The organism is Olleya sp. 1-3 (assembly GCF_002836085.1).
Classification (GTDB): domain Bacteria; phylum Bacteroidota; class Bacteroidia; order Flavobacteriales; family Flavobacteriaceae; genus Olleya; species Olleya namhaensis.
In genome coordinates this window covers 39,279-65,062 of record NZ_PJBW01000009.1, presented here as the reverse complement: position 1 = coordinate 65,062, position 25,784 = coordinate 39,279, and the positions used below count along the sequence as shown (strand labels likewise).

Genomic DNA, 25,784 nt, shown 5'->3' with positions numbered 1-25,784 from the left:
AACAAGAGTACTCTAACAGATTTTTACTGGTTTTTATTTAGAAATAAAAATAATATGTAAAATTCGCAAAATATCAAAGTGACAAATATCAATACAAAAACCAATAGTCTTACTAAATTTTATCAATAATTAATTACGATTCTTTAAACAAATGCTCTTGGTTTTATCAAATCCGTAATGCCCGATATCACTGGTCTCACATCGATTTTAAAATATTTAAAATAAATATTCATTGTTATAATCAGATGTTGTTTATTTGCAAGCCTTTTCAGAAAATTCGTATAAAATCGAATAATTTACTAAAGGAATAATTTATTAAAATTTAATTTATGAAACATTATTACAAGATTTTTACATTAACATTAATTTTTGGGTTTTGCGCACAATTAGCGTTTGCTCAAGATACTGAAAACCGTTGGTCTTTTGAGACTGGTTTAAGTACTATAGATCTTTACCCTGTTGGAGAGAACAGTCCTCAAGGTGATTATTTTGACGAGTTTTTTAACCTTAACGATCATTACAACTTAGGTTTTTACGTAGGTGCTACTAGAAATTTTACTAGTAACTTATCGTTAACAGCTAAAGGTACAATTGGTAAAATTAGTAAATGGGGAGATTTAGGTCAAGCTGATGAAAGCGTATTAGTTGATAACCTTAAATATTACGGACTTGATGGTATGTTAAACTATTCTTTTGGTCAAGGAAAATTACAACCTTTCGTAGGAATTGGTGGTGGTTATACTTGGATTGAAGAAGGTCTTTATAACACATCTACTGCAGATGCAACTAACAGTTTAATAGGTGCAGGAACAGCAAATGGTTCTGTAGGTATTAAATACTGGGTTAGCGAAAGATTTGGTTTAAAATTACAAACTACTTACAAGCATTCTTTTGAAGATTACTTACCTAAGCATTGGGATCATAACTTTGGTATTGTTTACAAACTTGAAAAAGGAGAAGACAAAACAATTGAAACTAAATCAGTTTCTCAAAACAAAAAACGTTGGTCTTTTGAGGCTGGTGTAGCTGTTGTAGATCTTTACCCTGTAGGAGAAAATAGTCCTCAAGGTGATTATTTTGACGAATTTTTTAACCTTAACGATCATTATAACTTAGGTGTTTATGCTGGTGTTACTAGACATTTTACAGATCATTTATCTGTAACTGCTAAAGGTACTGCTAGTGAGTTAAGCAAATGGGGTGATTTTGGACAAGCTGACGAAAGTGTTTTAGTTGATAATTTAAAATATTATGGACTTGACGGTATGGTTAACTACAGTTTTGGTCAAGGAAGATTACAACCTTTCGTAGCAATTGGTGGTGGTTACACATGGATTGAAGAAGGTCCTTTTAACACATCTACTGCAGATGGTACTGATAGTTTAATTGGAGCAGGAACAGCAAATGGTTCTGTTGGTGTTAAATATTGGGTTACTGATAATATTGGTGTTAACGTTCAAACTACTTACAAGCATTCTTTTGAAGATTACTTACCTAAGCAATTTGTACATAACGTTGGTTTAGTTTACAAATTAGGTTCTGAAAGAAAAGCTAAAGAAGTTGTAAACAATGATAGAGATGAAGATGGTGTACCAAACGATTACGATTTATGTCCTGATACATTTGGTTTAGCTGCTTTTGGTGGTTGTCCTGATACTGATGGTGACGGTGTTGCTGATAAAGATGATTTATGTCCTAAAGTAAAAGGTTTAATCGAATTTGGTGGATGTCCTGATACTGACGGTGACGGTGTTGCTGACAATAAAGACAAATGTCCTGATGTAAAAGGTACTGATAACGGTTGTCCTGCTGAAGTTAAAGAAGTAGTTAAAACTGTTATTAAATCTATTGAAGGAGAAAGAAAAGTATATTTCCCTTACAACAGTGCGGAATTAGATTTAAATGCTAAAGTTATTTTAGATGATTTAGCTAGCGATATGACTGCTGATGCTGCATACAATGTTTCTATTGTAGGTCATGCTGATAATAGAGGTTCAGTTGGTTATAATGATAACCTATCTGTAAGAAGAGCACAAGCTATTAGAAACTATTTAGTATCTAAAGGGTTTACTTCTGCTTCAATCTCTACTAACGGTGTTGGAGAAGCGCAACCAGCGTCTAATAACAATACAGAGTCTGGAAGAGCAATTAACAGAAGAGGTGTAATAACTATAAATATTTCTGCTAAGTAAATATTTAATTTATTGTTAATTAAAATTGTGCTATCATATTTATATGATAGCACTTTTTTTATGCGGTAAATTTAAGAATGGAAGTGTTGATAAAAGAGAAACTTCTATTTTATAATAGCGCAACAAATAAGTAAAAGAAATGTTTTATTTAGCCGTATCGTTGTGCACTAAACTTTCAATAGCGTAAAACAAGCGATTTTGAGCGTTTTCTTGAGATCCAAAAACAGAACGGAACAATTCACCTTTATCAGAAATTAACAGCCATTGTGGCGTACCTTCTGCGTTAAACTGATCATATACTTTATGGTTTTTATCGATGTAAATAGGAAATGGATTTTCACCACTAGTAAAAATAGCTTTAATAGAAGCTTTGCTACCTTCTCTGTTAACAAAATTACTGTGTATACCTATAACTTGAATAGAGGGGTAGTCTTGCATAAATTGATATGCTAAAGGTATAGCGCGTCCTGTGCAACCCAAACAATCATTATTATACATAATTAGTAACAAAACTTTGTTTTTATAAGCGGACATTAAATTTACTGATTCGCCTTCTAAATCCGTTACTGCTATAGTCTCTATACGTGTATTCATTTATTCAAAAGTATGACGCTGTTCTTGTGTTGACGATGCATTTAATAATTGATTAAATAACTTAATACTATCAAAATCTTGAGTGATTGCATCAGAAGCAGCAATACCCGAAATATCAGTATTTAAAAGCGGTGTTACATCTTGTAAGCTTACACCGCCATAAGCTAGAATTGGAGTCGGTGTTTTTAGTACATCAGTAATCGCAGTATAACCACTTAAACCTAAAGCAGTCTTTGTATTGTTTTCTGTATCAGAAGTTTTAAACGGTCCTAAATAGATATAGTTAATTTGATAATCTAATAGGTTTTCGCAATCTGCAAGGGTATTGGCATAACCTCCAATATTTTGCCAAGTATACAAATGCTTTTTGACAAAAGTTACTGTTGCCTCAGAGGCTTCTAATAACACACCATCCGCTTTTATATCTTTTGCTAGTTTATAAAAATCAGTTATAATCAATCTAGTTTGATAGTGCGTTGTAATTTTAATGACTTCCTTAGCTAATTTTAGATATTTTTTTTCAGAAGCATCTTTATAACGTAACACAACTAATTCTGCACCAGAAGTACAGGCTTTTTGTATGTTTTCTAAAATCTCTTTAGATGTGTTTCCTTGTGATATGTAATGTAATTTAGGTATAATCATGTGGTAATGTATTGCAATGCTTTAGCAGTTAGACAAAGATACTTTAGTTATGTGATAATAGAACGGTTTACAGTTTTAAAGTTGAATAAAATGAAAATGATTAACTAGTTATATTGTGAGACCTTAGACTTAAAACTAGTAATTAATAGCTACTAATCAACTGTTTTTTTAACACGTTGTTAAAATTGGTTAAAAAAGTTAAAGCTTTTATAATTAGCAAACTACCTGTTTAAAATCGTAGTTATTTGTTCTAATCAATTAAAACAATATATAATGAAAAAACTATTGCTTATTACCGTGATTTCTGTTTTAGCATTTACAAAATCGCAAGCACAAGATGTAAAATTTGGTGTGAAGTTAGGTGCTAATTTTTCTTCAATCTATGGAGATACTTCGGATGAGATTGAAACAATAACAAGTGTTATTAGTTTTGGGGCTTATTCTGAAATTGCTTTTAACGAAAAATTTTCCTTTCAACCAGAATTAATGTATTCTATTCAAGGCTTTAGTGTTGGTGATGACATTGTCACACTTAATTATTTAGGTTTACCATTAATGGGAAAATATTATGTAACCAAAGGACTAAGTTTAGAAGCTGGACCACAAATAGGTTATTTATTGTCTGCTAAAGATGAAGGTCGCGATGTGAAGGATAATTTTAAATCTCTTGATTATGGGCTTACTTTTGGTGTAGGTTATAAGCTTGAAAATGGATTAAATTTTAGTGCACGTTACAATGCAGGACTGTCTAATATTAACGACGTAGTAGGCTCCAAAGATAAATTTAGAAACGGTGTGGCACAATTATCTATTGGGTACTCTTTCTTTTAAAAGGATTTTAGTCACTATTATAATAAATAAAAAAGGCATTACAGTTTTAAACTATACTGCCTTTTTTTTTAGTTTTAAACTAGCTATAAAATTGTTTCATTTTATTAAAGAAAGCAATAGGCGTTTTACTACTCCAAATACCACCCAAAACACCAACACCTTTATAGCCTAAATTTGTAAACTTACTTATATTGTCCGCTGTAACGCCTCCCATACCAATTATTAACTTGTCAATAGCGGTAACATTAAAACCACGTCCACTAACGTTTGTATTAGAAATTGATGCAAAAACAGGGCTCAGTAAATGATAATCAAATTCAAAATAACAGTCTTCTAAATCTTTTGGATCATGAAAAGAAGAACTTATTGTTTTTCCAAATAAATTAAGATTTTTAAAATAACGACCAGGATTATCAATGTTATCTATTCTTGTTTGTTCCTGAAAATGAATGCCTTTTAAATTAAACTCATTAACCAACTCATGAAAATAATGCACGACAATTCTGTTGTGATACTGTTCTTCAATTGCATGTATATAGTCAACATGTTGTTTATAATCTTTATCCGGTTTTCTAAGATGAAAATAAGCTAAACCTTCTGCAAACAATTGATTAACAAGTTTAGCTTCGTTTGGAATATCCTTTTCAGGTGAAATTACAATAATCATTAGTCCTTAATTTATGGCATTAATTGGTAATTCTTCATTAAGACGCTTCATTTTAGCAAGCTTTAATTCAGTAAAAAAAAATAAATTTTCATCTTAATTTTATAAAGATACAATACCACAAGCATAAATCTAGTATTACAAATAGGTTAGAGGCATTATACCGTTAAACCTATCTAAAAAAGAAGGATAACAGTGTTACAATTGGTAAATTTGTAGTCTTAATTTTAGTTATCAATCAAGATAAACACAAACGATTGTAGACACCCATGGATACTCAAAAAACATTATATTCTATATTAGACCTTGCTTTAGTTTCGGAAGGTCATACACTTAAACAAACGTATGAAAATGCGTTGCAATTGGCACAAAGTGCGGAAGCTGCAGGTTATACTAGGTATTGGTTGGCAGAACACCACAATGCACCAAATATAGGTAGTAGTGCAACGTCAATATTAATTGGTTATGTTGCGCAAGGTACTAAAACCATTACCATTGGATCAGGAGGTATTATGCTACCTAACCATTCGCCATTAATTATTGCAGAACAATTTGGGACTTTAGCAACGTTGTATCCTAACCGTATAGATTTAGGATTGGGACGCGCGCCAGGTACAGATCGCGAAACAGCAGAAGCTATTAGATCAGATTTTATGTCTGCTGCACACGCTTTTCCAACTATGTTGGGACAAATACAACAATATTTTAGGGCAGATAATGCGACGTCAAAAGTACGTGCTACAGTAGCAGAAGGTGTAGAGGTGCCTATTTATATATTAGGATCAAGCACAGATAGTGCACATTTAGCAGCTAAAAAAGGATTACCTTATGCGTTTGCCAGTCATTTTGCAACAACACATTTATGGGATGCTTTGGCTATTTATCGTGAAGAATTTAAGCCATCCGAAGCACTAACAAAACCATATACAATTGTGGGGTGCAATGTTATAATTGCAGATACAGATGAAGAAGCAGAGCGGTTATCGACCTCGTTAATAAAGATGATCGTTGGAATATTTACAGGAAAACGGGATTATGTGCAACCACCAACAGCTATGACTAACGAGTTTAGAGATATTTTACAAAACCCTCAAATACACCAAATGCTTAAGTATTCTTTTATAGGAAGTAAAGCGACTGTTAAGGCGCAAATAAAAGACTTTTTAGACAAAACTAAGGCAGACGAGCTTATTGCGGTAAACAATATTTATGGCATAAAAGATCGTATAAAATCGTATCAATTATTTGCTGAAATAATGCAAGAGTTAAATTGATTTAAAACTTTAAATAAAAACATTTATAGTATTGTATTATAAGTTTTTATGATTTTCAAAAACAGCCTGTCAAGTATTAAAAAGGCATTACATTTTTAGCTATATAAACTGTTATTTGAGTGTATGCATTATTCCCATGACAATGGATTTAAAAGTATAAACACAATTTTGATTATGCTAATTTATACAATGTACTAAAAAAAGTAAAGCCCATTAAAACTAATGTTTAATGGGCTTTTATAGACTGTAACAAATTGCTGCTAATCCAAAATTTTATATAATAACATTATACAATTTTTGGGTTTACATGTTTTGTTTTTTAGTTCTAGTTTTAAACTTGTAAGTAATACCAAAGTTAACTCCGAAAGAAGAATATGGTACTTTTTGAGATAACTTTTTAGAGCTATCTGTGTTGTCATTTGCTAAATTGTCTACATAAGTAGTTTCCTTGTTGTAACCAGCAGGTAAATTATCAATAGTATATAAACCACTTACTGCCACAGTACCATCAGGTAACATAACATCTGTGTTAAATTCTGTGATTTCAGAATCTTTACGCTTTAAGCTAATACCGTAATATTCCGCTTCGACAAATAATTGAAAGTTGTCATTTAAGTTAAATTTATATCCTAAAGCACCAACAAATCCTAATGGGAAATGTCCATGAAAATCTTCTTTATAATTAGTCTCAGAGTACGATCCTAATGGTAAACCACTAGCATCTGCTTCTGCTTGAGAAAACACTGATTTGTCATAAATAACAGCTTCCGTTTTGCCCCCTAATTTTAATAATGCTCCAAAACGACCATAAAAGTTGTTTGTAAATTTATAAACTATAGATGTAGATGCTCCAAAAGCACGTGCTCTTGCAACTGCATCAACATTACGATTTGGAAGAGTAACCTTAGAAACAGTTTGATCTGTACCGTGTAAATAACCAATACCTAAATCTACTCCAAATGAGTCGTTAAAAAAGTAAGTACCTCTTATTTGTACGTTAGCACCTTCACCATAACTTCCGTAAGAATTTTCAGTTTCAGAAATAGTAACAGTTTCACCTAACTTCATTCCAGCACTATCAAAAGCATAACCTGTACTAAGTGACATTTCAAATTGAGAATAAGACACTGTGCTCAACATTAAAGCTGTAAACACAATAAATAAATGTTTCATAATTTTTTGTTTTGATTTATTAATTTTAGAAAAAAAAGATTGAAGCTCTAGGTTAATAAACCGTGAAATTCAATCAAAACAAATATACTTTTTTTACCAATGTAAGCCCCGTAAATGCTTAAACTCTTCAATAAATTGCAGTATGTTTTATTTTTTAACAATTAAATATAAAGACTATTAAAAATAGCTCTAATTTTTAGAGAATATTATCGAAATGAGGCAACTGTAAGTTGTGCTTTTTTTAGGAATTATTACCAGTTAAATTTTAAATGATAGTCCCTTTTAAAAATAGTAAAGGCATTTTTATAGTGTTTTGATTAAGAATATTAATTGCCTTTTTGGCGCGTACACCAGATTTGCAATACACAACTACTGGTTTGTCTTGAAATATTTCAGAGTTTCGGTGATGTAATTCTCCTAACGGAATATGTTGCCCGCCTATATTGTATAATGCGCGTTCTTCCGTTTCCCGAACATCTAATAAATTATATCTTTCGGGATGTTGTTGTAGTTGTTCTAGGGTAATACTTTTATGATTATCTGGTGTAATCCCACAAATAGCGTCGTAATTGGACTCTAAATCAGTTATGTTTATTGACATGTTTTTATTAAAATTCAAAATCAATTGCGTTATGATTAACGTGTTGTAGGTTAGTAGTTTGCCTGACAATACGTTGCCAATACCGCAGATTATTTTAATTACTTCGTTAGCTTGAAAACTACCAATTATTCCTGGTAAAACACCTAAAACACCAATCTCTGAACAGTTTGGTACTTCATTAGGGTTTGGAGCATTTGGATATAAACAACGATACGTTGGTCCGTTTTGATAATTGAAGACAGAGACTTGGCCTTCAAACTTAAAAATTGAACCAAATACCACAGGTTTGTTAGTTAAAACAGCTGCGTCATTTACTAAATAACGTGTCGGAAAGTTATCACTACCATCCACTACAATATCATATTTAGAAAATAAAGAGATGGCATTATCCACTGTTAATCGCTCTAAATGCGTTTCAAAAGTTATAAATGGATTTAATTGTGATAACCGTTTAGTAGCTATTTCAGCTTTAAGCTTACCCACATCGGCATAGGTATATAAGATTTGACGTTGCAAGTTGCTTTGTGCGATGGTGTCATGATCTATAACTCCAATAGTACCAACACCAGCAGCTGTTAAGTATTGTAATATAGGGCATCCTAAACCTCCTGCACCAATAACTAACACTTTAGCTTGCCTAAGTTTTAATTGCCCTTTTTGACCTATTTCATCTAAAATTAGATGACGATCATACTGTTGTTGTTCTTGTTTTGATAGTTCCATTATTTCCAATTATTTGCCCAATCTTTCCAAACTACTTCAAGACCTTTAGTTTTTAGCATGGTTGTTATTGCTTCAGTTGATCTTTCGTCAGAGATTTCAAACTGCTCTAGAGATTGAGGTGCTACCGCGTAACCACCCGGATTTGTTTTAGATTCCGCACTTATAGAAGTGATACCTAAATTGACAATATTATCTCTAAACACTTGACTTTCGCGTGTAGACATGGATAATTCTACATCTTCATCTAACAAACGGAAGGCACAAATTAGCTGTACTAAATCAGGATCTGTCATTTCTACTTTTGGCTCTAATCCTCCAGAATGTGGTCTTAACCTAGGAAAGGAGATGGAGTATTTAGTTTTCCAGTATGTTTTTTGTAAATAATTTAAATGAAGTGCAGTAAAAAAACTATCTGCACGCCAATCTTCCAAACCAAATAAGGCGCCTAATCCTATTTTATGAATACCCGCTTTACCCAATCTATCAGGAGTATCTAGTCTAAAATCGAAGTTAGATTTTTTACCTTTTGGATGGTGTTTTTTATATTCGTCTCTGTGATACGTTTCTTGATAAACTAATACGGCATAAAGTCCGATATCAATTAACGTTTCATACTCATCTTGAAGTAATGGTTGCACCTCGATAGTGATATTTGAAAAATGCGAACGAATAAGTTGCAACGCATTATCAATATAATTTACACCAACGGTTTTATTAGCTTCTCCTGTAACGAGTAAAATATGATCATAGCCTTTAGATTTTAAATACTCCACTTCCTTAAGGATTTCTGGATTTGTTAATGTTCTACGTGGAATTTTATTAGTCATACTAAAACCACAATAGGTGCAAATATTTTGACACTCGTTACTCAAATACATTGGTGCATACATTTGGATAGTATTACCAAAACGCTTTTTAGTTAATTGTTGACTTAATTGTGCCATTTGCTCTAAATACGGTTTAGCAGCAGGCGAAATCAGCGCTTTAAAGTCTTCTAAATCTCGTTTTGGTTTATTCAAAGCATGCAAAACATCCGATTCTGTTTTATCAAAAATGCTTTGTAACGTGTCTTCCCAATTGTACTTATCAAATACGTCTTTAAAACTGCTCATATGCTTAATTTAAGAAACTAGTTAGTGGACTGCTTGCCATAGCTTTTTTATTAATCACAGGTGCTAATTTGGCTTCGTAAGCTAATCTACCAGCTTTTACAGCAAGCTTAAAAGCTTCAGCCATTTGCACAGGGTTTTGAGAAACAGCAATGGCTGTATTAACTAAAACGGCGTCTGCACCTAATTCCATTGCAAAAGCAGCATGAGAAGGCGCACCAAGACCCGCATCTACAATAACGGGGACGTTACTTTGATCTATTATAATTTCTAGAAACTCTTGTGTTTTAATGCCTTTATTACTTCCAATTGGCGCCCCTAAAGGCATCACACATTGCACACCAACATCTTCTAATCGTTTACATAATACTGGGTCTGCATGAATATAAGGCATAACTACAAACCCTAATTTTACCAATATCTCTGCTGCTTTTAAGGTTTCGATTGGATCTGGTAATAAGTATTTTGGATCGGGATGTATTTCTATTTTAATCCAATTGGTTTCCAAAGCTTCTCTTGATAATTGTGCTGCAAAAATGGCTTCGTTTACATCACGAACGCCAGACGTATTTGGTAATAAATGTATATTAGGATGCTTTAAATGACTTAAAATATCATCTTGTTTATCTTTTACATCAACCCGTTTTAATGCTACGGTTATAAGCTCACTCTCTGAGGTTAATAAAGCGTCTTCCATTATTTTAGACGAACTAAATTTGCCTGTTCCTGTAAATAATCTGGAGTTAAATTGTTTATCTGCTATTTGTAACATAGTATGTATTATTTTCTTTTGATGACTATCTTGGTTATTGTGTGATGTCAGCATTGATTAATGTCTTAAAATTTAAAATTGAATTAAAATCACGAGTAATTTCGCCGGAAACAGCAATACCATGAACACCTGTTTTTATAATAGAGGAAACATCTGTTTGAATAATGCCACCTATAGCTATAATTGGTGTTTTGGTTTGTAATTGTTTTACTAATGAAGCATAGCCTTGTTGCCCTAAAACAGGACTTAAGTTGGCTTTAGTTTTGGTAAATCTATAAGGTCCTAAACCAATATAATCTACTTTTTTATCTATTAATGTTTGACAGTCTTCAAGTGTATTTGCTGTTCCTCCAATAATTTGCCATGTTTCTAAAGTCGCTCTAGCTATTAGTGGACAGGTATCTGATTTTCCTAAATGAACACCGTCTGCTTGGGCTTGAATAGCGATTTTATAATGATCGTTTATAATTAGTAAAACACCATGTTTTGAGGTGATTTCTCTTGCTTTTTTTGCGGTTTCTAGTACCACGTGGTTAGTCTCGTTTTTTAGTCGTAATTGTACTAAGTCTATTCCTGAAACGCAGGCTTTTTTAATGTTCTCTAAATGTTGGGTAGGAGAGGCGCCTTGCGATATATAATGTAGTTTTGGTATCATATTATTTTATTTAATACTGCCTTTTTTAATGCTATAAATTGATCAATAGGATTTTTTGTATTCCAAATACTCCCTAAAACTGCAACACCTTTAAAACCTAGGGATAATGCTTGCGGTATAGTGTTAACAGTAATACCTCCCAAAGCAATAATTGACTTATCAATAGCAGTAACGTCAAAACCTTTACCGGAATAGTCTTTTTTTGATATCGAATCAAATATTGGACTTAGTAAATGGTAATCCAATTGAAAAGAACAATTAGCCAATACTTCAGGATTATGAAAAGAAGCACTAATTGTTTTTCCAAATAGGTCTAAATTTTTTAAATATGGACCAGGATTATCGATATGATCTATTCTTTTTTGTTCTGTAAAATGAATCCCTTTTAAGGGGAATGTATTAACCAGTTTATGATGATGATGGACTACAATTTTATGATGGTATTTAGTCTCTATTTGATTTAAATACGAAACATGCTCTTGATAGTTTTTTAAAGGTTTCCTTAAATGAAAACACTCTAAACCATTATGAAACAATGTGTTTAATGTTTCAGTTTCTTGAGGCACATCTTGTTCTGGAGCAATGACAATGATCATGTGTTTTTGAGTTAAGGATTGCAATGAAAATCCTTTTGCTTTTTCTGCAAAAGATTGTAATGGAAAGCCTGCCCACGCTTTTTTTGCGTGGGAACTTCCTAATTATTTTATAGATATACTTCGGAACCTTTGGCTTTAAATTCTTTAGATTTTTCGTCCATTCCTTTTTGAATGACCTCGTTATCTACAATTTTGTTTTCGGCTGCAAAATCACGGACTTCCTGAGAAATTTTCATGGAACAGAATTTTGGTCCACACATCGAGCAGAAATGGGCGATTTTAGCACCAGCTGCGGGCAACGTTTCGTCGTGGTACTCTCTAGCACGTTCGGGATCTAATCCCAAATTAAATTGATCTTCCCATCTAAACTCGAATCGTGCCATACTTAGTGCATTATCGCGGTGTTGTGACCCCGGATGCCCTTTTGCTAAATCGGCAGCATGAGCAGCCAATTTATAGGTTACTACACCAACGCGGACGTCCTCTTTATTGGGTAAACCAAGATGTTCTTTTGGGGTTACGTAGCACAACATAGCGCAACCGTACCAACCAATCATGGCAGCTCCAATTCCGGATGTAATGTGATCGTAACCAGGTGCAATATCTGTGGTTAAAGGCCCTAATGTGTAAAAAGGAGCCTCGTCACAAAGCTCGATTTGTTTCTCCATATTTTCTTTAATCATGTGCATTGGTACGTGACCAGGACCTTCTATAAAGCATTGTACGTCATGTTTTCTGGCAATTTGTGTTAATTGGCCTAAGGTTTCTAGCTCGGCAAACTGCGCTTCGTCATTGGCATCTGCAACAGATCCAGGACGTAAACCATCACCTAAAGAAAAAGCGACATCGTATTGTTTAAGAATCTGGCAAATGTCTTCAAAATGAGTATATAAAAAGCTTTCTTTATGATGGGCTAAACACCATTTAGCCATAATAGAGCCACCACGAGATACGATACCGGTAACGCGATTAGCGGTCATAGGTACATAACGTAATAAAACACCTGCGTGAATGGTAAAATAATCAACGCCTTGTTCTGCTTGCTCTATTAACGTGTCTTTAAAAATCTCCCAAGTTAAGTCTTCTGCGACACCATTTACTTTTTCTAAAGCTTGATAAATAGGTACGGTACCAACGGGAACAGGGGAGTTGCGAATAATCCACTCGCGGGTTTCATGAATGTTTTCTCCGGTAGATAAATCCATGATGTTATCTGCACCCCAACGACACGCCCAGACTGCTTTTTCCACTTCTTCCTCAATAGAAGAGGTGACTGCCGAGTTACCAATATTAGCATTAATTTTAACCAAAAAGTTGCGTCCTAAAATCATAGGTTCGGCTTCTGGGTGATTAATATTGGAAGGTATTACGGCGCGACCTCTTGCAACTTCAGAACGTACAAATTCTGGTGTGATTTTATCAGGAATAGAGGCCCCAAAATGCTCGCCCTTATGTTGCTTTCTTATTTGGATCATCTCATCAATACGCTGGTTTTCGCGGATAGCAATGTATTCCATTTCTGGTGTGATAATACCTTGTTTGGCATAATGTAATTGGGTTACATTTTCTCCTTTTTTAGCACGTAATGGCTTTTTTAGTAGCTTAAAACGCATGTGGTCTAAACTTTTATCGTTTAGACGCTGATTACAATAGGTAGAAGAGTAGGCGTCTAATTGTTCTACATTATTACGTTGTAAAATCCAAGATTCACGAATGCGCTCTATTCCGCTATGGATATCGATTTGCTTGTTTGGGTCTGTATACGGACCCGAGGTGTCGTACACTGTTACTGGTTGGTTAGGTGTTTTCTTTTTAGTCATAGAATCCACGGTGTCGCTCAACTCAATTTCGCGCATAGCGACCTTGATTTGTGGGTGAATTTTACCACTAACGTAAATCTTTTTAGAATTAGGAAAAGGGTTTCTAGTAATGCCGCCTTGTTTAGGCGCAGTATCTTTGTTTTTCATCGTTTAAGGGTTGATTATTTTTGGTCTTTTATTGTATTGAAGTGTTTGAAAGTGGCTATTATCCGCCTTGAGTAGCTTTAATAATTAGCAGAGCATCACCATCATTAGGCGTTGTAGAGATCCAATCTGATTTGGTGATAATACTTTGATTTATAGCAACAGCAATCCCGTTAACCGAAATATCTAGTTGGTTAATTATTTGGTCTAGTGTGACCGTAGATTGAAATTGGTACGTGATGTTATTAACCTTTATGTTTATCATATTAATTACAATTTAGAAGCATAAAAGCTTCAGTTATGTAAACAATAAAGGATTGAGAATGGTAAGAATTGAAAATAGAGGAAGTGTACAGTAAAAAATACTGTTAACTTTTCCCTACGTTGGTATTAACCAAATCAGGTTCTAAGGATTTTTCTCAAACTAATTTAATAGCTACTCCTAAAGTTTACTGTAACAAAGCTAGTAATTTGAATTTGTAATTAGTTACAAAATGAATAAATTTTAAAATTTATTTTAATTCTGTATAATTGAAACACATTCGTAATTTAATTGTTTGTCTCTTTTAAATTCCGAATTTATATTTGTTAATTAAAGTTGCAATAGTATTAGTTTATGGTTTGTCTTACCTCTCCACAAGTCAGCATTTTACCTCCAAAATAAGGGTTAATCACATTTTCCTTTTTACTCAGCCAATACACCCCTTTATTATTGTCTCCCATTGGACAAAACTGGTTATACACTTTTTCGTTTATTCCAAAAACTTTGATTACCTCTGTTAATTTCGAAGATAGATCTTTAAAATGGCCTCTTATATCTTCAATTTCAGAAGTGTTTGAAAGTAACGTAGTAACAGATTTTAGTTCTTTTTCAAGTGACATCCATTGTTTATGCGCCTCTTGGCTTGTTAGTAATGTCATGTCTACTTTAGGCAAATCATTTAGTAGTTGTTTTGATTCTGCTTTAATAGTGTTTATATCATCTTTAAGTAAGGCCTCTTTCAATTGGATATAATCATTAAAGACAACTTTTAATTGGTTTTGAAATTGTTTTGAAACGTCTATTCGTTCCGTATTAGCTCCTTTTTGACGCGTTGTATTTGTGGTAGTTTCCATTCCTAAATGGCCTTCATGTCCCGTCATAACTTTACCTCCTTTTTTATTCATCATAGATTTTTTGCCTTGTAACTGTGCAGCAGCATCCACTGTAAAGGTTCCGTTGGTTACCACTTCATCACCAGTGTTTAAACCTTCTAAAACTTGATACTTATCACCAATTTGAGTACCTAATGTAATTTCACGCATTTCAAAAACAGGTTCATTTGGATTCGATTTAATATAGACTACAGAGCGTTTTCCTGTCCATAACACGGCTGTTGTTGGTATAGATAAAACATCGGATTTACTTGCAGTGATTCCTTTTATTTTCCCTTCTACAAATAGACCAGGTTTTAATATTTGGTCTTTGTTATTAAGTACTACTCGTAATTTTACAGTTCTAGTTCTAGTATCTAAAATAGGATCTATAAAATCTACAGTGCCTTTAAATACTTTATTCGCGTAAGCATTAGTCACAACGTGAATATTTTGTCCTTTTTTGAATTGACTAATTTGGTTTTCATACACATCAAAGTTCGCCCAAACTGTTGTTAAATTAGAAACTTTAAAAATGGGTTTTCCATCCATAATATGTGCGCCATCACTCACTGCAATTTCTGTAACAACACCAGATACATGAGAATAGATTGTAAAACTTGTTTTTACTTGTCCCGTTTTTAAAACGTCGTCTAATTGAGAACCATGAATTTTCCAGTTTTTAAACTTGTTTTGCACTGCTTTGTATAACTGTGGCTGGGATGCTCTAATACTATACGTCGTTATCAATTCTTGCTGCGCTGCAATTAAATCTGCCGAATAAATTTTAGCAATAGCTTGTCCTTTATTAACCTTTTCGCCTAAAGACTTGACATATAATTTTTCTATTCTTCCGTCAAAATGCGCAGGTTGTATGGCTGTATTGTCTTCGTTTTCTACAATTTTACCTGATAATGTTATGGCATTATCTTCCGTATTAGCATTACCAACTATCGACGTTTGAATATTGGCCAATGCTATAGCGTTTTCAGATAGTTTAAACTGATCTGCTAATAACCCTTTAGCGCTACTTTCTGCAGGAATTAAATCCATACCGCAAATAGGGCATGAGCCAGATTCGGGTTGCATTATTTGTGGATGCATAGAACAGGTCCACATTTGGTTAGTTTCTGCTGCATTATCATGCTTATGTTCTGTTTCAGTATTAGAAGTGCCTCCAAAAAGAAACCATCCCAATAGTAACCCAACCGCTAATACTGCTGTGTAAATTATATATTTTTTCATTTGACTATATTTTAATATTTCTTAAACGTAACGCATTGGCTATTACTGATACTGAACTAAAACTCATTGCTAAAGCAGCAATCATTGGAGATAATAACAATCCGAAAAATGGATATAATATTCCTGCTGCAATTGGTACACCGATAACATTATAAACAAAAGCAAAAAACAAGTTTTGTTGTATGTTTTTAACCACACCATGACTTAAGTTTTTAGCTTTTACAATGCCTTGTAAATCTCCTTTAACTAAAGTAATTGTAGCACTTTCAATAGCAACATCGGTTCCTGTTCCCATTGCAATACCAACGTCCGACTGTGCTAAAGCTGGTGCATCATTAATACCATCTCCAGCCATAGCAACTACTTTTCCTTGTTGTTGCAATTTTTTTATTTCGTTTAGTTTATCTTCTGGCAGACATTCTGCTTTATAATGTTTTAATTTTAATTGTTCTGCGACTGCTTTAGCTGTGTTTTTATTGTCTCCAGTAAGCATAATAACGTCAATACCATTGTCCTGAAGTTGTTTTATAGCCTCTTGACTTGTCTTTTTAATGGCATCAAAAATAGTAACATATCCTACAGCTTCATTTTCTACGGTGATGTAAGACACCGTTTTTCCTTGTTCTTGCTCTGCAATTACTTGACTAGCTAAATTTTCTGATATAGAAATAGAGTATTGCTCTAATAATTTAGCATTTCCTAAAGCTACTTTTTTATTATCAATAGTACCAATAACGCCTTTTCCTGCTACTGCTTCAAAATCGTTTACTTTGGTAATAGCGACCTGTTTTGATTTACCATAATTGACAATAGCTTCTGCTAAAGGATGCTCGCTATATTGATTTAAAGAAGCAATGTAGTGGAGTAGTAGCTCTTGTTCAATTTTAGTAACAGCAATCACTTTTTCAACAGATGGTTTTCCTTCTGTAATCGTTCCCGTTTTATCTACAATAAGCACATCTACTTTATTCATTGTCTCTAAAGCTTCTGCATTTTTAATTAATACACCAGATTGTGCACCTCTACCAACACCAACCATAACAGACATTGGTGTTGCTAACCCTAAAGCACAAGGACAAGCAATTATTAATACAGCAATAGCATTTACAAACGCAAATACATACGCTGGTTCTGGACCAAAGACTGCCCAAAGAATAAAGGTAATTATAGAAACTAGTAATACGGTAGGTACAAAATACTTAGCAATTTTATCTGCCAGTTTCTGTATTGGTGCTTTAGAACGACTAGCGTTATTAACCATATGAATGATTTGAGACAGTAACGTTTCCGAACCTACTTTTTCAGCTTTTATTACAAACGACTTTGTGCCATTTATGGTTCCTGAGGTTACTTTATCGGCTACCACTTTATCAACAGGAATAGGTTCTCCGGTAATCATAGATTCGTCAATACTACTCTGTCCTTCAACAATACTACCATCTACAGGTATTTTCTCTCCAGGTTTTACACGTAATAAATTGCCTTGTTCAATCTTATCAATTGCAATAACTTTGTCTTCGCCTTCTGTTACCAATGTTGCGGTTGCGGGTACTAATTTTAGTAATTCCTTTATTGCACCACTAGTTTGACTATGCGCTTTTGCTTCTAATAGTTGTCCTAATAATACTAAAGTTAGAATCACTGTTGCAGCTTCAAAATACACAAAAACATTGCCTTCTGCGGTTTTAAAATCTGCAGGAAAGACCTCTGGAAATAGCATAGCGAATACACTAAATAACCAAGCGATACCAGAACCAATACCGATAAGCGTAAACATGTTAAAGTTTCTTGTTTTAATTGAAGTCCAAGCACGTGTAAAGAACATCCATGTGGCATAAAACACAACAGGAATAGACAATACAAACTGGATCCAATTCCATGTTTTTTGCTCTAAAATGGTGTATAATGGATTATTGCTGAGCATTTCTGACATGGCTATTAAAAATATGGGTACAGTAAAAGCGACTGCAATCCAGAATTTTTTTAATAGTTTATTATAGGTTTTATCTTCTGCTGAAGCATCTGCTTCCAATGGCACTAAATCCATTCCGCAAATGGGACACGCTCCGGGTTCGTCTTTAATAACTTCAGGATGCATTGGGCACGTCCATTGTGTTGTTGTGGTATTTGATAGGTTTTGTTCTTCCACTAAATCCATTCCGCATACTGGGCAATCGCCAGATTTGGCATAGGTTTTATCGCCTTCGCAATGCATAGGACAGTAAAAAGTACCTGTACCTTGCCCTTTTTTTATTTCCACGGAAGTATTACTATTGTCCTTAGCATGATTATGGTCTCCTAAATTATGTATGCTGTATCGGCCACCATCGTTTTTTAAAGCCTCCTGAAAGGTTTCTAAGGCGATATGTGAATCCATTTCTATCGTAGCTTCCGCTTTTTCTAAATTAACTGTAGCTTTTAAAACACCTTTTACTTTTGAAAGGGTGTCTTCCACATGACTGCGACATCCGTTGCAAGTCATTCCGTGTATGTGATATGTATGTTTCATTATTGCTGAGTTAAGTAGTTAATAATTATGGTTTGTAAATAGTAGGCTTTAACGGATTCGATTTGGTTCATTTGAAACTTCAATTGCAATTCTTGAATATCTAAAACATCATTAAAATCAATAGTTCCTGTTTCGTAACTTCTTACTAAAATCGATTCGGCATCCTTAGCCTGTTTTAAGTTTTTTACTTGTGTATTGTAACTTATTCTAGCTGATTCCCTATCGTTTATTGCTTTGTCTAAAAGTGTTTCTAACGTGTTTAAACGGTCTTGTTTCTGAAATTCGATTTCCTGTTGTTGCAATTTGTTTTGTTTGGTTTGTGATTTGTATTTCTTGTTGAATATTGGGATTGAAACCGAAACCATTGGCATAACTATATCCTTTCCGTTATCATTAAAATTCATATTTGGTCTTTCTGAAATGGCGATATAATCTAAACCAAAACCAATCATTGGATTGCTTTCTTTCTGATTTACTAGTTCTGATTTTTCTACGGAAGCAAACAGTTTATCATACTTCAACAATTCTGGATGTAATACTAAATTTTCCAAATTTATTTCAAAATCTTCTGAAGGCATATGCAATGCATTTACAACATTTACAGCAATAGTTTTATCCCGATTTAGTAGCTTATTAAAATTAGTTTGCTCTGCTAAAAATTGTTGACTTAAGATGTCTAATAATTGTTGCATTTCATTCTGACGCATTTGCAATCGTAATACATCTACTGCAGATGCTTTACCAACTTCAACAGAGGTTAAAGCTAATGTTTCGTAGGTGTCTAATAATTTAATATTCTCGTTTAAAACTTCTTGTTTTGCTTTATTAGCATAAAGATTATAATACGATTGCGACACCGAAGCAACAAGCTTTCGTTTAGCAATTACAATGTCTTCATATTTTGCATCAGCCAATGCGCTTACATAATTTTCGCGTGAAGTAATAGTCCCAAACCAAGGCAACATTTGCTTTGCCGACACTTTAAAACGTTGTGCTCCTGTGCGTGTTTCTGGTTCACTTACAAAATAGCCAGCACTAAAATCGGTGTTTGGAAGCGTGTTAACTTCATTCACTTTTTCTGTAGCAATAGCGTATTGTAATTCAAATTTCTGAATCTCAGGATTATTTTCCAAAGCAGTAGTAATGTAGGTTTCTAGTTCTTGGGAATTTACAGAGTGAACAAAGAAAAGTGAAAAACTAAAAACAATGAAATACAGTACTTTTTTTATAGAATTTGTCATTATAATCTAGATTTTGATGTTTTTATGGAACTAACCAACATAGCTACCAATTCTTTATTTAAATGGAAATGATTTTCATATTGCTGTTTATCAATATAATTGGTGTCTTTTAATAAATCGATCCAATACAAAGTTTCATTGGCTTCTTTAAGAGCAATACTCATTTTATGAATAAAATCTGCTTTACTCTGTGCAAATTCTGCTTCACGAATTAACGCTCCAACAGCTGTTCCACTTCTTAAAAGTTGCTTACTTAAAACATATTCCTTTTGTTCTGTAACTAGTAATTGAGATAATTTCACAATTAAAATAGCAAAGGCATAACTTTTATCTTTTAAAATACTTCTTCCCATAATTTTAGTGTTTCACTTAGAACTTTCAACTTTAAGCTTTCAACTTGCAGTTTTTCACTTTTCACTTTTAACTTTTAGTTTTTCACTTTAATCTTTTCACTTTAATCTCTTCTCTCCAGCTATATAAAACCGGGACAATAAAGTAGGAGGTAATGTCAATAACCATCCCTCCAAATATTGGAATTGCCATCGGAATCATAATATCACTTCCTTTACCTGTGGATGTCAAAACGGGTAACAATGCTAAAATGGTGGTTACTGTAGTCATTAAACACGGACGAATTCGTTTTTCGGCAGCATGTAAAGCAGCAGCTCTAATACTTTTTTTGTCAGACGGTTTTTCGCGATCAAAAGTTTGCGTTAAGTAGGTTGCCATAACCACACCATCATCGGTAGCAATACCAAATAGTGCAATAAAACCAACCCAAACAGCGACACTTAAATTGATGGTTTTCATGTTGAAGAGGTCTCGCATATTCTCGCCAAATAAACTGAAATTGAAAAACCAATCTTGACCATATAACCAAATCATTATGAAACCACCAGCAAACGCCACCGTAATTCCTGTAAATACCATTAATGATGTGCTAACAGATTTAAACTGAAAATAAAGTATTAAAAAGATGATAGCCAATGCTAACGGAACAACCACAGACAATGTTTTTTCTGCACGCAATTGATTCTCATAAGTACCTGTAAATTTATAACTGATTCCTTTTGGAACAATTAGATCTCCAGATTCTATTTTTTGTTGAAACAAGGCTTGTGCATTTTCGACAACATCAACCTCTGCAAAACCATCCAATTTATCAAACAAGACATAACCTACTAAAAACGTGTCTTCACTTTTTATTACTTGTGGACCTTGCTCATATCTAATGGTTGCCAATTCACTTAACGGAACAGGACTACCCGTATCTACAGGAATATAAATGTCTTTTATATCTTCCGGATTACCACGCAACTCTCTTGGGTAACGCACTCTTACTGCATAACGTTCTCGTCCTTCAACGGTTTGTGTTAATGCCATACCACCAATAGCAACTTTTAAAACACTTTGTACATCTGCTATTGAAATACCATAACGGGCTATTTTTTCTCTGTCGATATCAATTAGCAAGTAAGGTTTTCCAACAATTCTATCAGCAAAAACAGCTTCTATTTTAACGCCTTCCGCTTGTTTTAGTAGTCGTTCCAATTCTAAGCCAAACGCTTCAATTTGTTTTAAATCTTGACCTTTTACTTTAATTCCCATTGGCGCACGCATACCGGTTTGTAGCATGACTAATCGGGTTTCTATAGGTTGTAATTTTGGTGCAGACGTCACGCCTGGTAATTTGGTGACGCGTACAATTTCGTTCCAAATATCATCAGGACTTTTAATTTCTGGTCGCCAGTTTCTGTAATATTCACCGTTGTTATCTTCGATAAGTTGATCCTTTGCATTAAGAGATTGCCACGCTTCACTTTGTTCTGCTCGCAATGACATTCCGTTTTTTAATACATACTCACCATCAGCATTCACTTTATAACGCTGTCTTTTTCCTTCGGAATTGCGCATGTATTCCGATTTATATTGAATCATGTTTTCATACATGGATAAAGGTGCAGGATCTAAAGGCGAATCTGTTCTACCAGCTTTTCCCACTACAGTTTCAATTTCTGGAATAGTCGCAACCGCCATGTCTAATTGCTGAAGCACACGTTTGTTTTCTTCAACACCAGCATGAGGTAAGGAGGTTGGCATTAATAAAAACGACCCTTCATTTAGAGAAGGCATAAACTCTTTTCCTGTATTTTTCATAATCCAAAATCCAGATATAAGAACGGTCACAGGAATTATTAAAAACAATACTTTATTGGCTAGAGCCCAGTTTAGAATCTGACTATAATACCTTCTAAAAATAGAAAACAGACCTAAAATTCCGAAGCAAATAATAGCAACAAAAATAAGATTGACAATGATACTGCGGTTAAAACCTAATGGTCTCCAATATTCTGCAAGTAGACATACAATTGCAATCGAGGAAATAATAATATTTATTAAGTTTATTTTCTTCTTATCTAATCTCTCTAAAACACCTAGTAAACCAGTGATACCAAAAGCAACTAAGAGTAATCCTAACCAAAAGCCGTAAATAATAATTGCAATTCCCGCAAGTATTAAAACGCCATTTAAAAAATATCTAAAGGAATTTTTTAATGTTGTTTTTCGAAATAAATACGCTGCAAAAGGTGGAATTAAAAACAAGGCGATCACCAAAGAGGCTGATAATGCCATCGTTTTTGTAAAGGCTAAAGGTCTAAATAATTTTCCTTCTGCACCAATCATAGTAAATACGGGTACAAAACTGATAATAGTAGTTAAAACGGCAGTTAAAATAGCACCGGACACTTCCGCAGTAGCGTTGTAAATAACTTCATTAATAGTATATTCTGTACCATCTTCACGAAGTCTTAAAGCATCGTCGTCAAGATGTCGAATCATGTTTTCGGCGAGTATGACGCCCACATCAACCATAGTTCCAATAGCAATAGCAATACCCGAAAGCGCTACAATATTAGCATCTATGTTAAACAGTTTCATGGCAACAAAAACCATTAAAACAGCCACTGGTAATAATCCTGAAATTAAAATGGAAGCTCTTAAATTAAAAACCATTATTATAATCACCAAAATGGTAATTAATATCTCTAATGTCAATGCTTCGTTAAGGGTGTCTAAGGTTTCTACAATCAGTTCTGTACGATCGTAAAAAGGAACCACCGTTAATTGAGAGGTGCGTCCGTCTACTAATACTTTAGATGGTAGACCGCCTTTAAGCTCGTTAATTTTTGCTTTTACATTGGTAATGACTTCCATAGGATTGGCGCCATATCTTGCCACTACAACACCACCAACAACTTCGGCACCTTCTTTGTCTAAAATCCCTCTTCGTGCAGCAGGACCTAAGGTAACCTTACCAATATCTTTAATTTTAATGGAAGTAAAGTCGGCGGAAGTCACTACAGCATTTTCAATATCTTCAACAGATTTTACATAGCCTAAACCACGTACTAAATATTCTGCTTGATTAATCTCTAATGTTTGGGCACCAATGTCTTGATTACTATTTTTAACTGCTTTTACAACTTGGTTTAAACCAATATTGTATTGACGCATTAATTCGGGATTAACATCGACTTGATATTCTTGAACATAACCACCAATAGAAGCGACTTCAGCAACACCACTAGCAGAAGATAATCCGTATTTTACATAGTAATCTTGAATGCTTCTTAGTTCTTGTAAATCCCAACCGCCAGTCACGTTTCCGTCTGCGTCACGACCTTCTAAAGTGTACCAAAATATTTGCCCTAAACCTGTAGCGTCTGGTCCTAAAGCAGGATTTATACCTTCTGGTAATAAGTTACTTGGTAAAGAATTTAGCTTTTCTAAAATACGGCTACGACTCCAGTAAAACTCAACATCTTCTTCAAAAATGACGTAGATACTAGAGAATCCAAACATAGACGAACTACGAATGGTTTTTACTCCAGGAATTCCCAATAGGGAAGAGGTTAATGGATAGGTAATTTGATCCTCAATATCTTGAGGCGATCGACCATCCCATTTTGTGAATACAATTTGTTGGTTTTCACCAATATCAGGAATGGCATCTACAGCAACAGGATCACTTGGTAAAAAGCCAGTGTCCCAATTAAATGGTGCATTTACAGTTCCCCAACCAATAAAAAGGGCGAGTAATAATACGGCTACGAGTTTATTTTCTATTAGAAATTTAATGCTTCTATTTAGCATAAGGTTTGATGTTTAAAACAATTAGAGAGAGATGTTATCCCAAATAGGAAAACACCGAATACAGTACATTATCCTAATGATATAAATCACTGGATAATACAGTCTATTGTTTTTAAAATCAGATTAAATACGTCTCGTCTAACTTAAAGATTTGAGTTCTGACGAGTGGTGGGTGATACGTTTCAAACGTAGAGGTGTTATTTTCGACACCTTCAAAAAGATTGATATACGTATAAACAAATGAAGCTATAAAAACTTGTTGTTCAAAAGAAATTTGGTCTAAATTAAGCTTAAGCTCATTTTGACCATCTACAACAAGCTGTTCGTCACTACAGCAGCTTTTTTTTGTAATAACACAACCTTCTTTTGCTGGTTGTATCATTTCCATTCCGCAGCCTTTTGCTTTTTGGAATAGTGCTGTTTCTACTAAAGTATCGCCACAATAATGCATGTTAAATGTGAATGACATTGTAGATAGTAACACTACCAAAGCCATTGCAAAAGACATTATTTTATGTAATACTTGCTTCATAATTAATTACAAAGGTAAAAATTTTATACGTCTAAATTACAATATTGTGTTAATTTATAAAGGGTTAACTGTTACCTATAATTTAAATATTTTAAAATATAAACGTTACAGTCAATACATTAGTTTATGGCATCTAAAAATGGTTTCATCTCTAATAAATCAATATCATCACGTTTAAGTAATTCTCTCAAAAACCAACCTTTATGACCAGCACCGTAAGTAATTAGTATACGCTTCCCTTTATAACGGTGTTTTTCTAATGCTTTCTCAATATTCCAATAATGCGCGATATTAATATTCTCCCAGCCACCTAAACCAAGCTCCTCATTAAACAATTTATTATAAATTTGTAGTCCTATATCTTGTATGCTATCATATGTGTTTGTATGAATAAAATAGGGGTCATTTACTTTACCACTAGCTTTATATAATGAATCTGATAGTTGATTTCCTTTTATATATGCAGCCCAATCAGCTATTCTAGACGTATCTTGACCAATAGCTCTTAGTTTTTGTCCACGTTGCACTGCCATAGATCGTGTCCATCCCGCTGTTGGAATAATCTCAAAATCCATATCTTTTGATAATGGAAACACAACATTTACATATTCTGGAAAACGCATCGTACGAGGTTCAGAAATACTATCATCTCTTTTAAAGCCATCCATAGCTGTTTTAAAAAGATTTGGAGGAATTTCAGTTAATATATAATCTGGTTTTATTTCTCGAATTAACCTTTGCAAGTAGTCTATATTGTAAATACTATCAGTAAGATGACCGCTATGGATTGTTCCTAAAACTAAAACTTCATTTTTTAATTTCTCCTCTATATTGCTTTTTGTATTGGCTTTTTTACAGCTTGATAGCACAAAGAATATACACAGTAAAGTATAAAAATTAATCGTTATTTGTTTCATTATATTTTAACTTTTATTAAAAAAAATAAAGATATGGAAATCGAGTAGAACTTGTAATATACTAAGAGTTTATGATTTTATTTTACATCTGAATTTATTTAGTGTAAAATTTTAAACGCTTAAGTCAACCACGAGAATCTTGATAGTAAAAATAAAACGTAACAGTTTTATCAAAATCCAATTTACCTGTGTTTTAACTAATATCCTTAAAAAAAATAAAAGTTTTGCAGTATTTTTGCAATTGATATTTTACGCATA

21 protein-coding genes and 1 riboswitch are annotated in these 25,784 nt (G+C 33.6%); of the genes, 3 read left to right on the top strand and 18 right to left on the bottom strand.

Annotated elements, in window-relative coordinates; genetic code table 11:
* The first annotated feature begins 329 nt into the window (after positions 1–329).
* Entirely contained in the window at positions 330–2,192 is a 1,863-nt protein-coding gene (locus tag CXF54_RS10845; protein ID WP_101203553.1) for an OmpA family protein, read from the top strand.
* Between the two features lie 144 nt (positions 2,193–2,336).
* On the opposite strand, the gene CXF54_RS10840 is transcribed toward CXF54_RS10845, so the two are convergent.
* Complete coding sequence (locus CXF54_RS10840) at positions 2,337–2,786, bottom strand: TlpA family protein disulfide reductase (protein WP_101203552.1); 450 nt, start codon at positions 2,784–2,786, stop codon at positions 2,337–2,339.
* Entirely contained in the window at positions 2,787–3,431 is a 645-nt protein-coding gene (locus CXF54_RS10835) for a thiamine phosphate synthase (protein WP_101203551.1), read from the bottom strand.
* Between the two features lie 273 nt (positions 3,432–3,704).
* Here CXF54_RS10835 and CXF54_RS10830 point away from each other — a divergent pair, with 273 nt between their 5' ends.
* Positions 3,705–4,262: a porin family protein gene (locus tag CXF54_RS10830; protein WP_101203550.1), complete on the top strand. Its 558-nt coding sequence runs from the start codon at positions 3,705–3,707 to the stop codon at positions 4,260–4,262.
* Positions 4,263–4,341: 79 nt separating this feature from the next.
* Here the strand turns inward: CXF54_RS10830 and CXF54_RS10825 are convergent, their stop codons facing one another.
* Positions 4,342–4,929, bottom strand: a complete 588-nt coding sequence (locus CXF54_RS10825) for a thiamine phosphate synthase (protein WP_101203549.1) — start codon at positions 4,927–4,929, stop codon at positions 4,342–4,344.
* Between the two features lie 266 nt (positions 4,930–5,195).
* Here CXF54_RS10825 and CXF54_RS10820 point away from each other — a divergent pair, with 266 nt between their 5' ends.
* The gene (locus tag CXF54_RS10820) at positions 5,196–6,200 is read left to right on the top strand and encodes an LLM class flavin-dependent oxidoreductase (protein ID WP_101203548.1); all 1,005 of its coding nucleotides are present in this window, start codon (positions 5,196–5,198) and stop codon (positions 6,198–6,200) included.
* 303 nt (positions 6,201–6,503) lie between these two features.
* Here CXF54_RS10820 and CXF54_RS10815 read toward each other — a convergent pair whose 3' ends face one another.
* The 15 genes from CXF54_RS10815 to CXF54_RS10745 form a co-directional block, all read right to left on the bottom strand.
* Entirely contained in the window at positions 6,504–7,373 is an 870-nt protein-coding gene (locus tag CXF54_RS10815) for an outer membrane beta-barrel protein (protein WP_101203547.1), read from the bottom strand.
* Positions 7,374–7,638: 265 nt separating this feature from the next.
* Positions 7,639–8,697, bottom strand: a complete 1,059-nt coding sequence (moeB, locus tag CXF54_RS10810) for a molybdopterin-synthase adenylyltransferase MoeB (protein ID WP_101203546.1) — start codon at positions 8,695–8,697, stop codon at positions 7,639–7,641.
* Positions 8,697–9,809: a 2-iminoacetate synthase ThiH gene (gene thiH, locus CXF54_RS10805; RefSeq protein WP_101203545.1), complete on the bottom strand. Its 1,113-nt coding sequence runs from the start codon at positions 9,807–9,809 to the stop codon at positions 8,697–8,699. Before thiH ends, moeB begins: the two co-directional genes overlap by 1 nt.
* A gap of 4 nt (positions 9,810–9,813) precedes the next feature.
* The gene (locus CXF54_RS10800; RefSeq protein WP_410503940.1) at positions 9,814–10,632 is read right to left on the bottom strand and encodes a thiazole synthase; all 819 of its coding nucleotides are present in this window, start codon (positions 10,630–10,632) and stop codon (positions 9,814–9,816) included.
* A complete protein-coding gene (gene thiE / locus CXF54_RS10795; RefSeq protein ID WP_101203544.1) occupies positions 10,613–11,233 on the bottom strand; it encodes a thiamine phosphate synthase in 621 nt (206 codons plus the stop codon). Before thiE ends, CXF54_RS10800 begins: the two co-directional genes overlap by 20 nt.
* Positions 11,230–11,829: a thiamine phosphate synthase gene (locus CXF54_RS10790; RefSeq protein WP_101203543.1), complete on the bottom strand. Its 600-nt coding sequence runs from the start codon at positions 11,827–11,829 to the stop codon at positions 11,230–11,232. Before CXF54_RS10790 ends, thiE begins: the two co-directional genes overlap by 4 nt.
* Positions 11,830–11,936: 107 nt before the next feature.
* The gene (thiC, locus tag CXF54_RS10785; protein ID WP_090840816.1) at positions 11,937–13,796 is read right to left on the bottom strand and encodes a phosphomethylpyrimidine synthase ThiC; all 1,860 of its coding nucleotides are present in this window, start codon (positions 13,794–13,796) and stop codon (positions 11,937–11,939) included.
* 58 nt (positions 13,797–13,854) lie between these two features.
* Positions 13,855–14,058, bottom strand: a complete 204-nt coding sequence (thiS, locus tag CXF54_RS10780; RefSeq protein WP_101203542.1) for a sulfur carrier protein ThiS — start codon at positions 14,056–14,058, stop codon at positions 13,855–13,857.
* Between the two features lie 94 nt (positions 14,059–14,152).
* Positions 14,153–14,247, bottom strand: a riboswitch (TPP riboswitch).
* A gap of 155 nt (positions 14,248–14,402) precedes the next feature.
* Positions 14,403–16,172 (bottom strand): efflux RND transporter periplasmic adaptor subunit, encoded by a 1,770-nt coding sequence (locus CXF54_RS10775; protein ID WP_101203541.1) that lies wholly within the window; start codon positions 16,170–16,172, stop codon positions 14,403–14,405.
* A 4-nt stretch (positions 16,173–16,176) separates the two neighbouring features.
* Positions 16,177–18,681, bottom strand: a complete 2,505-nt coding sequence (locus CXF54_RS10770) for a heavy metal translocating P-type ATPase (protein WP_101203540.1) — start codon at positions 18,679–18,681, stop codon at positions 16,177–16,179.
* Entirely contained in the window at positions 18,681–19,922 is a 1,242-nt protein-coding gene (locus tag CXF54_RS10765; RefSeq protein WP_101203539.1) for a TolC family protein, read from the bottom strand. The genes CXF54_RS10770 and CXF54_RS10765 overlap by 1 nt, the downstream gene beginning before the upstream one ends.
* A complete protein-coding gene (locus CXF54_RS10760; protein ID WP_101018618.1) occupies positions 19,922–20,275 on the bottom strand; it encodes a four helix bundle protein in 354 nt (117 codons plus the stop codon). The genes CXF54_RS10765 and CXF54_RS10760 overlap by 1 nt, the downstream gene beginning before the upstream one ends.
* 82 nt (positions 20,276–20,357) lie before the next feature.
* Positions 20,358–24,077, bottom strand: a complete 3,720-nt coding sequence (locus CXF54_RS10755) for an efflux RND transporter permease subunit (protein ID WP_101203538.1) — start codon at positions 24,075–24,077, stop codon at positions 20,358–20,360.
* 118 nt (positions 24,078–24,195) lie between these two features.
* Positions 24,196–24,609, bottom strand: coding sequence for an HYC_CC_PP family protein (locus CXF54_RS10750; RefSeq protein ID WP_101203537.1), 414 nt, complete (start codon positions 24,607–24,609; stop codon positions 24,196–24,198).
* Between the two features lie 119 nt (positions 24,610–24,728).
* Positions 24,729–25,526 carry a hypothetical protein gene (locus tag CXF54_RS10745; RefSeq protein WP_101203536.1) on the bottom strand — a complete coding sequence of 266 codons (798 nt, stop codon included), beginning with the start codon at positions 25,524–25,526 and terminating at the stop codon, positions 24,729–24,731.
* Positions 25,527–25,784: the final 258 nt, after the last annotated feature.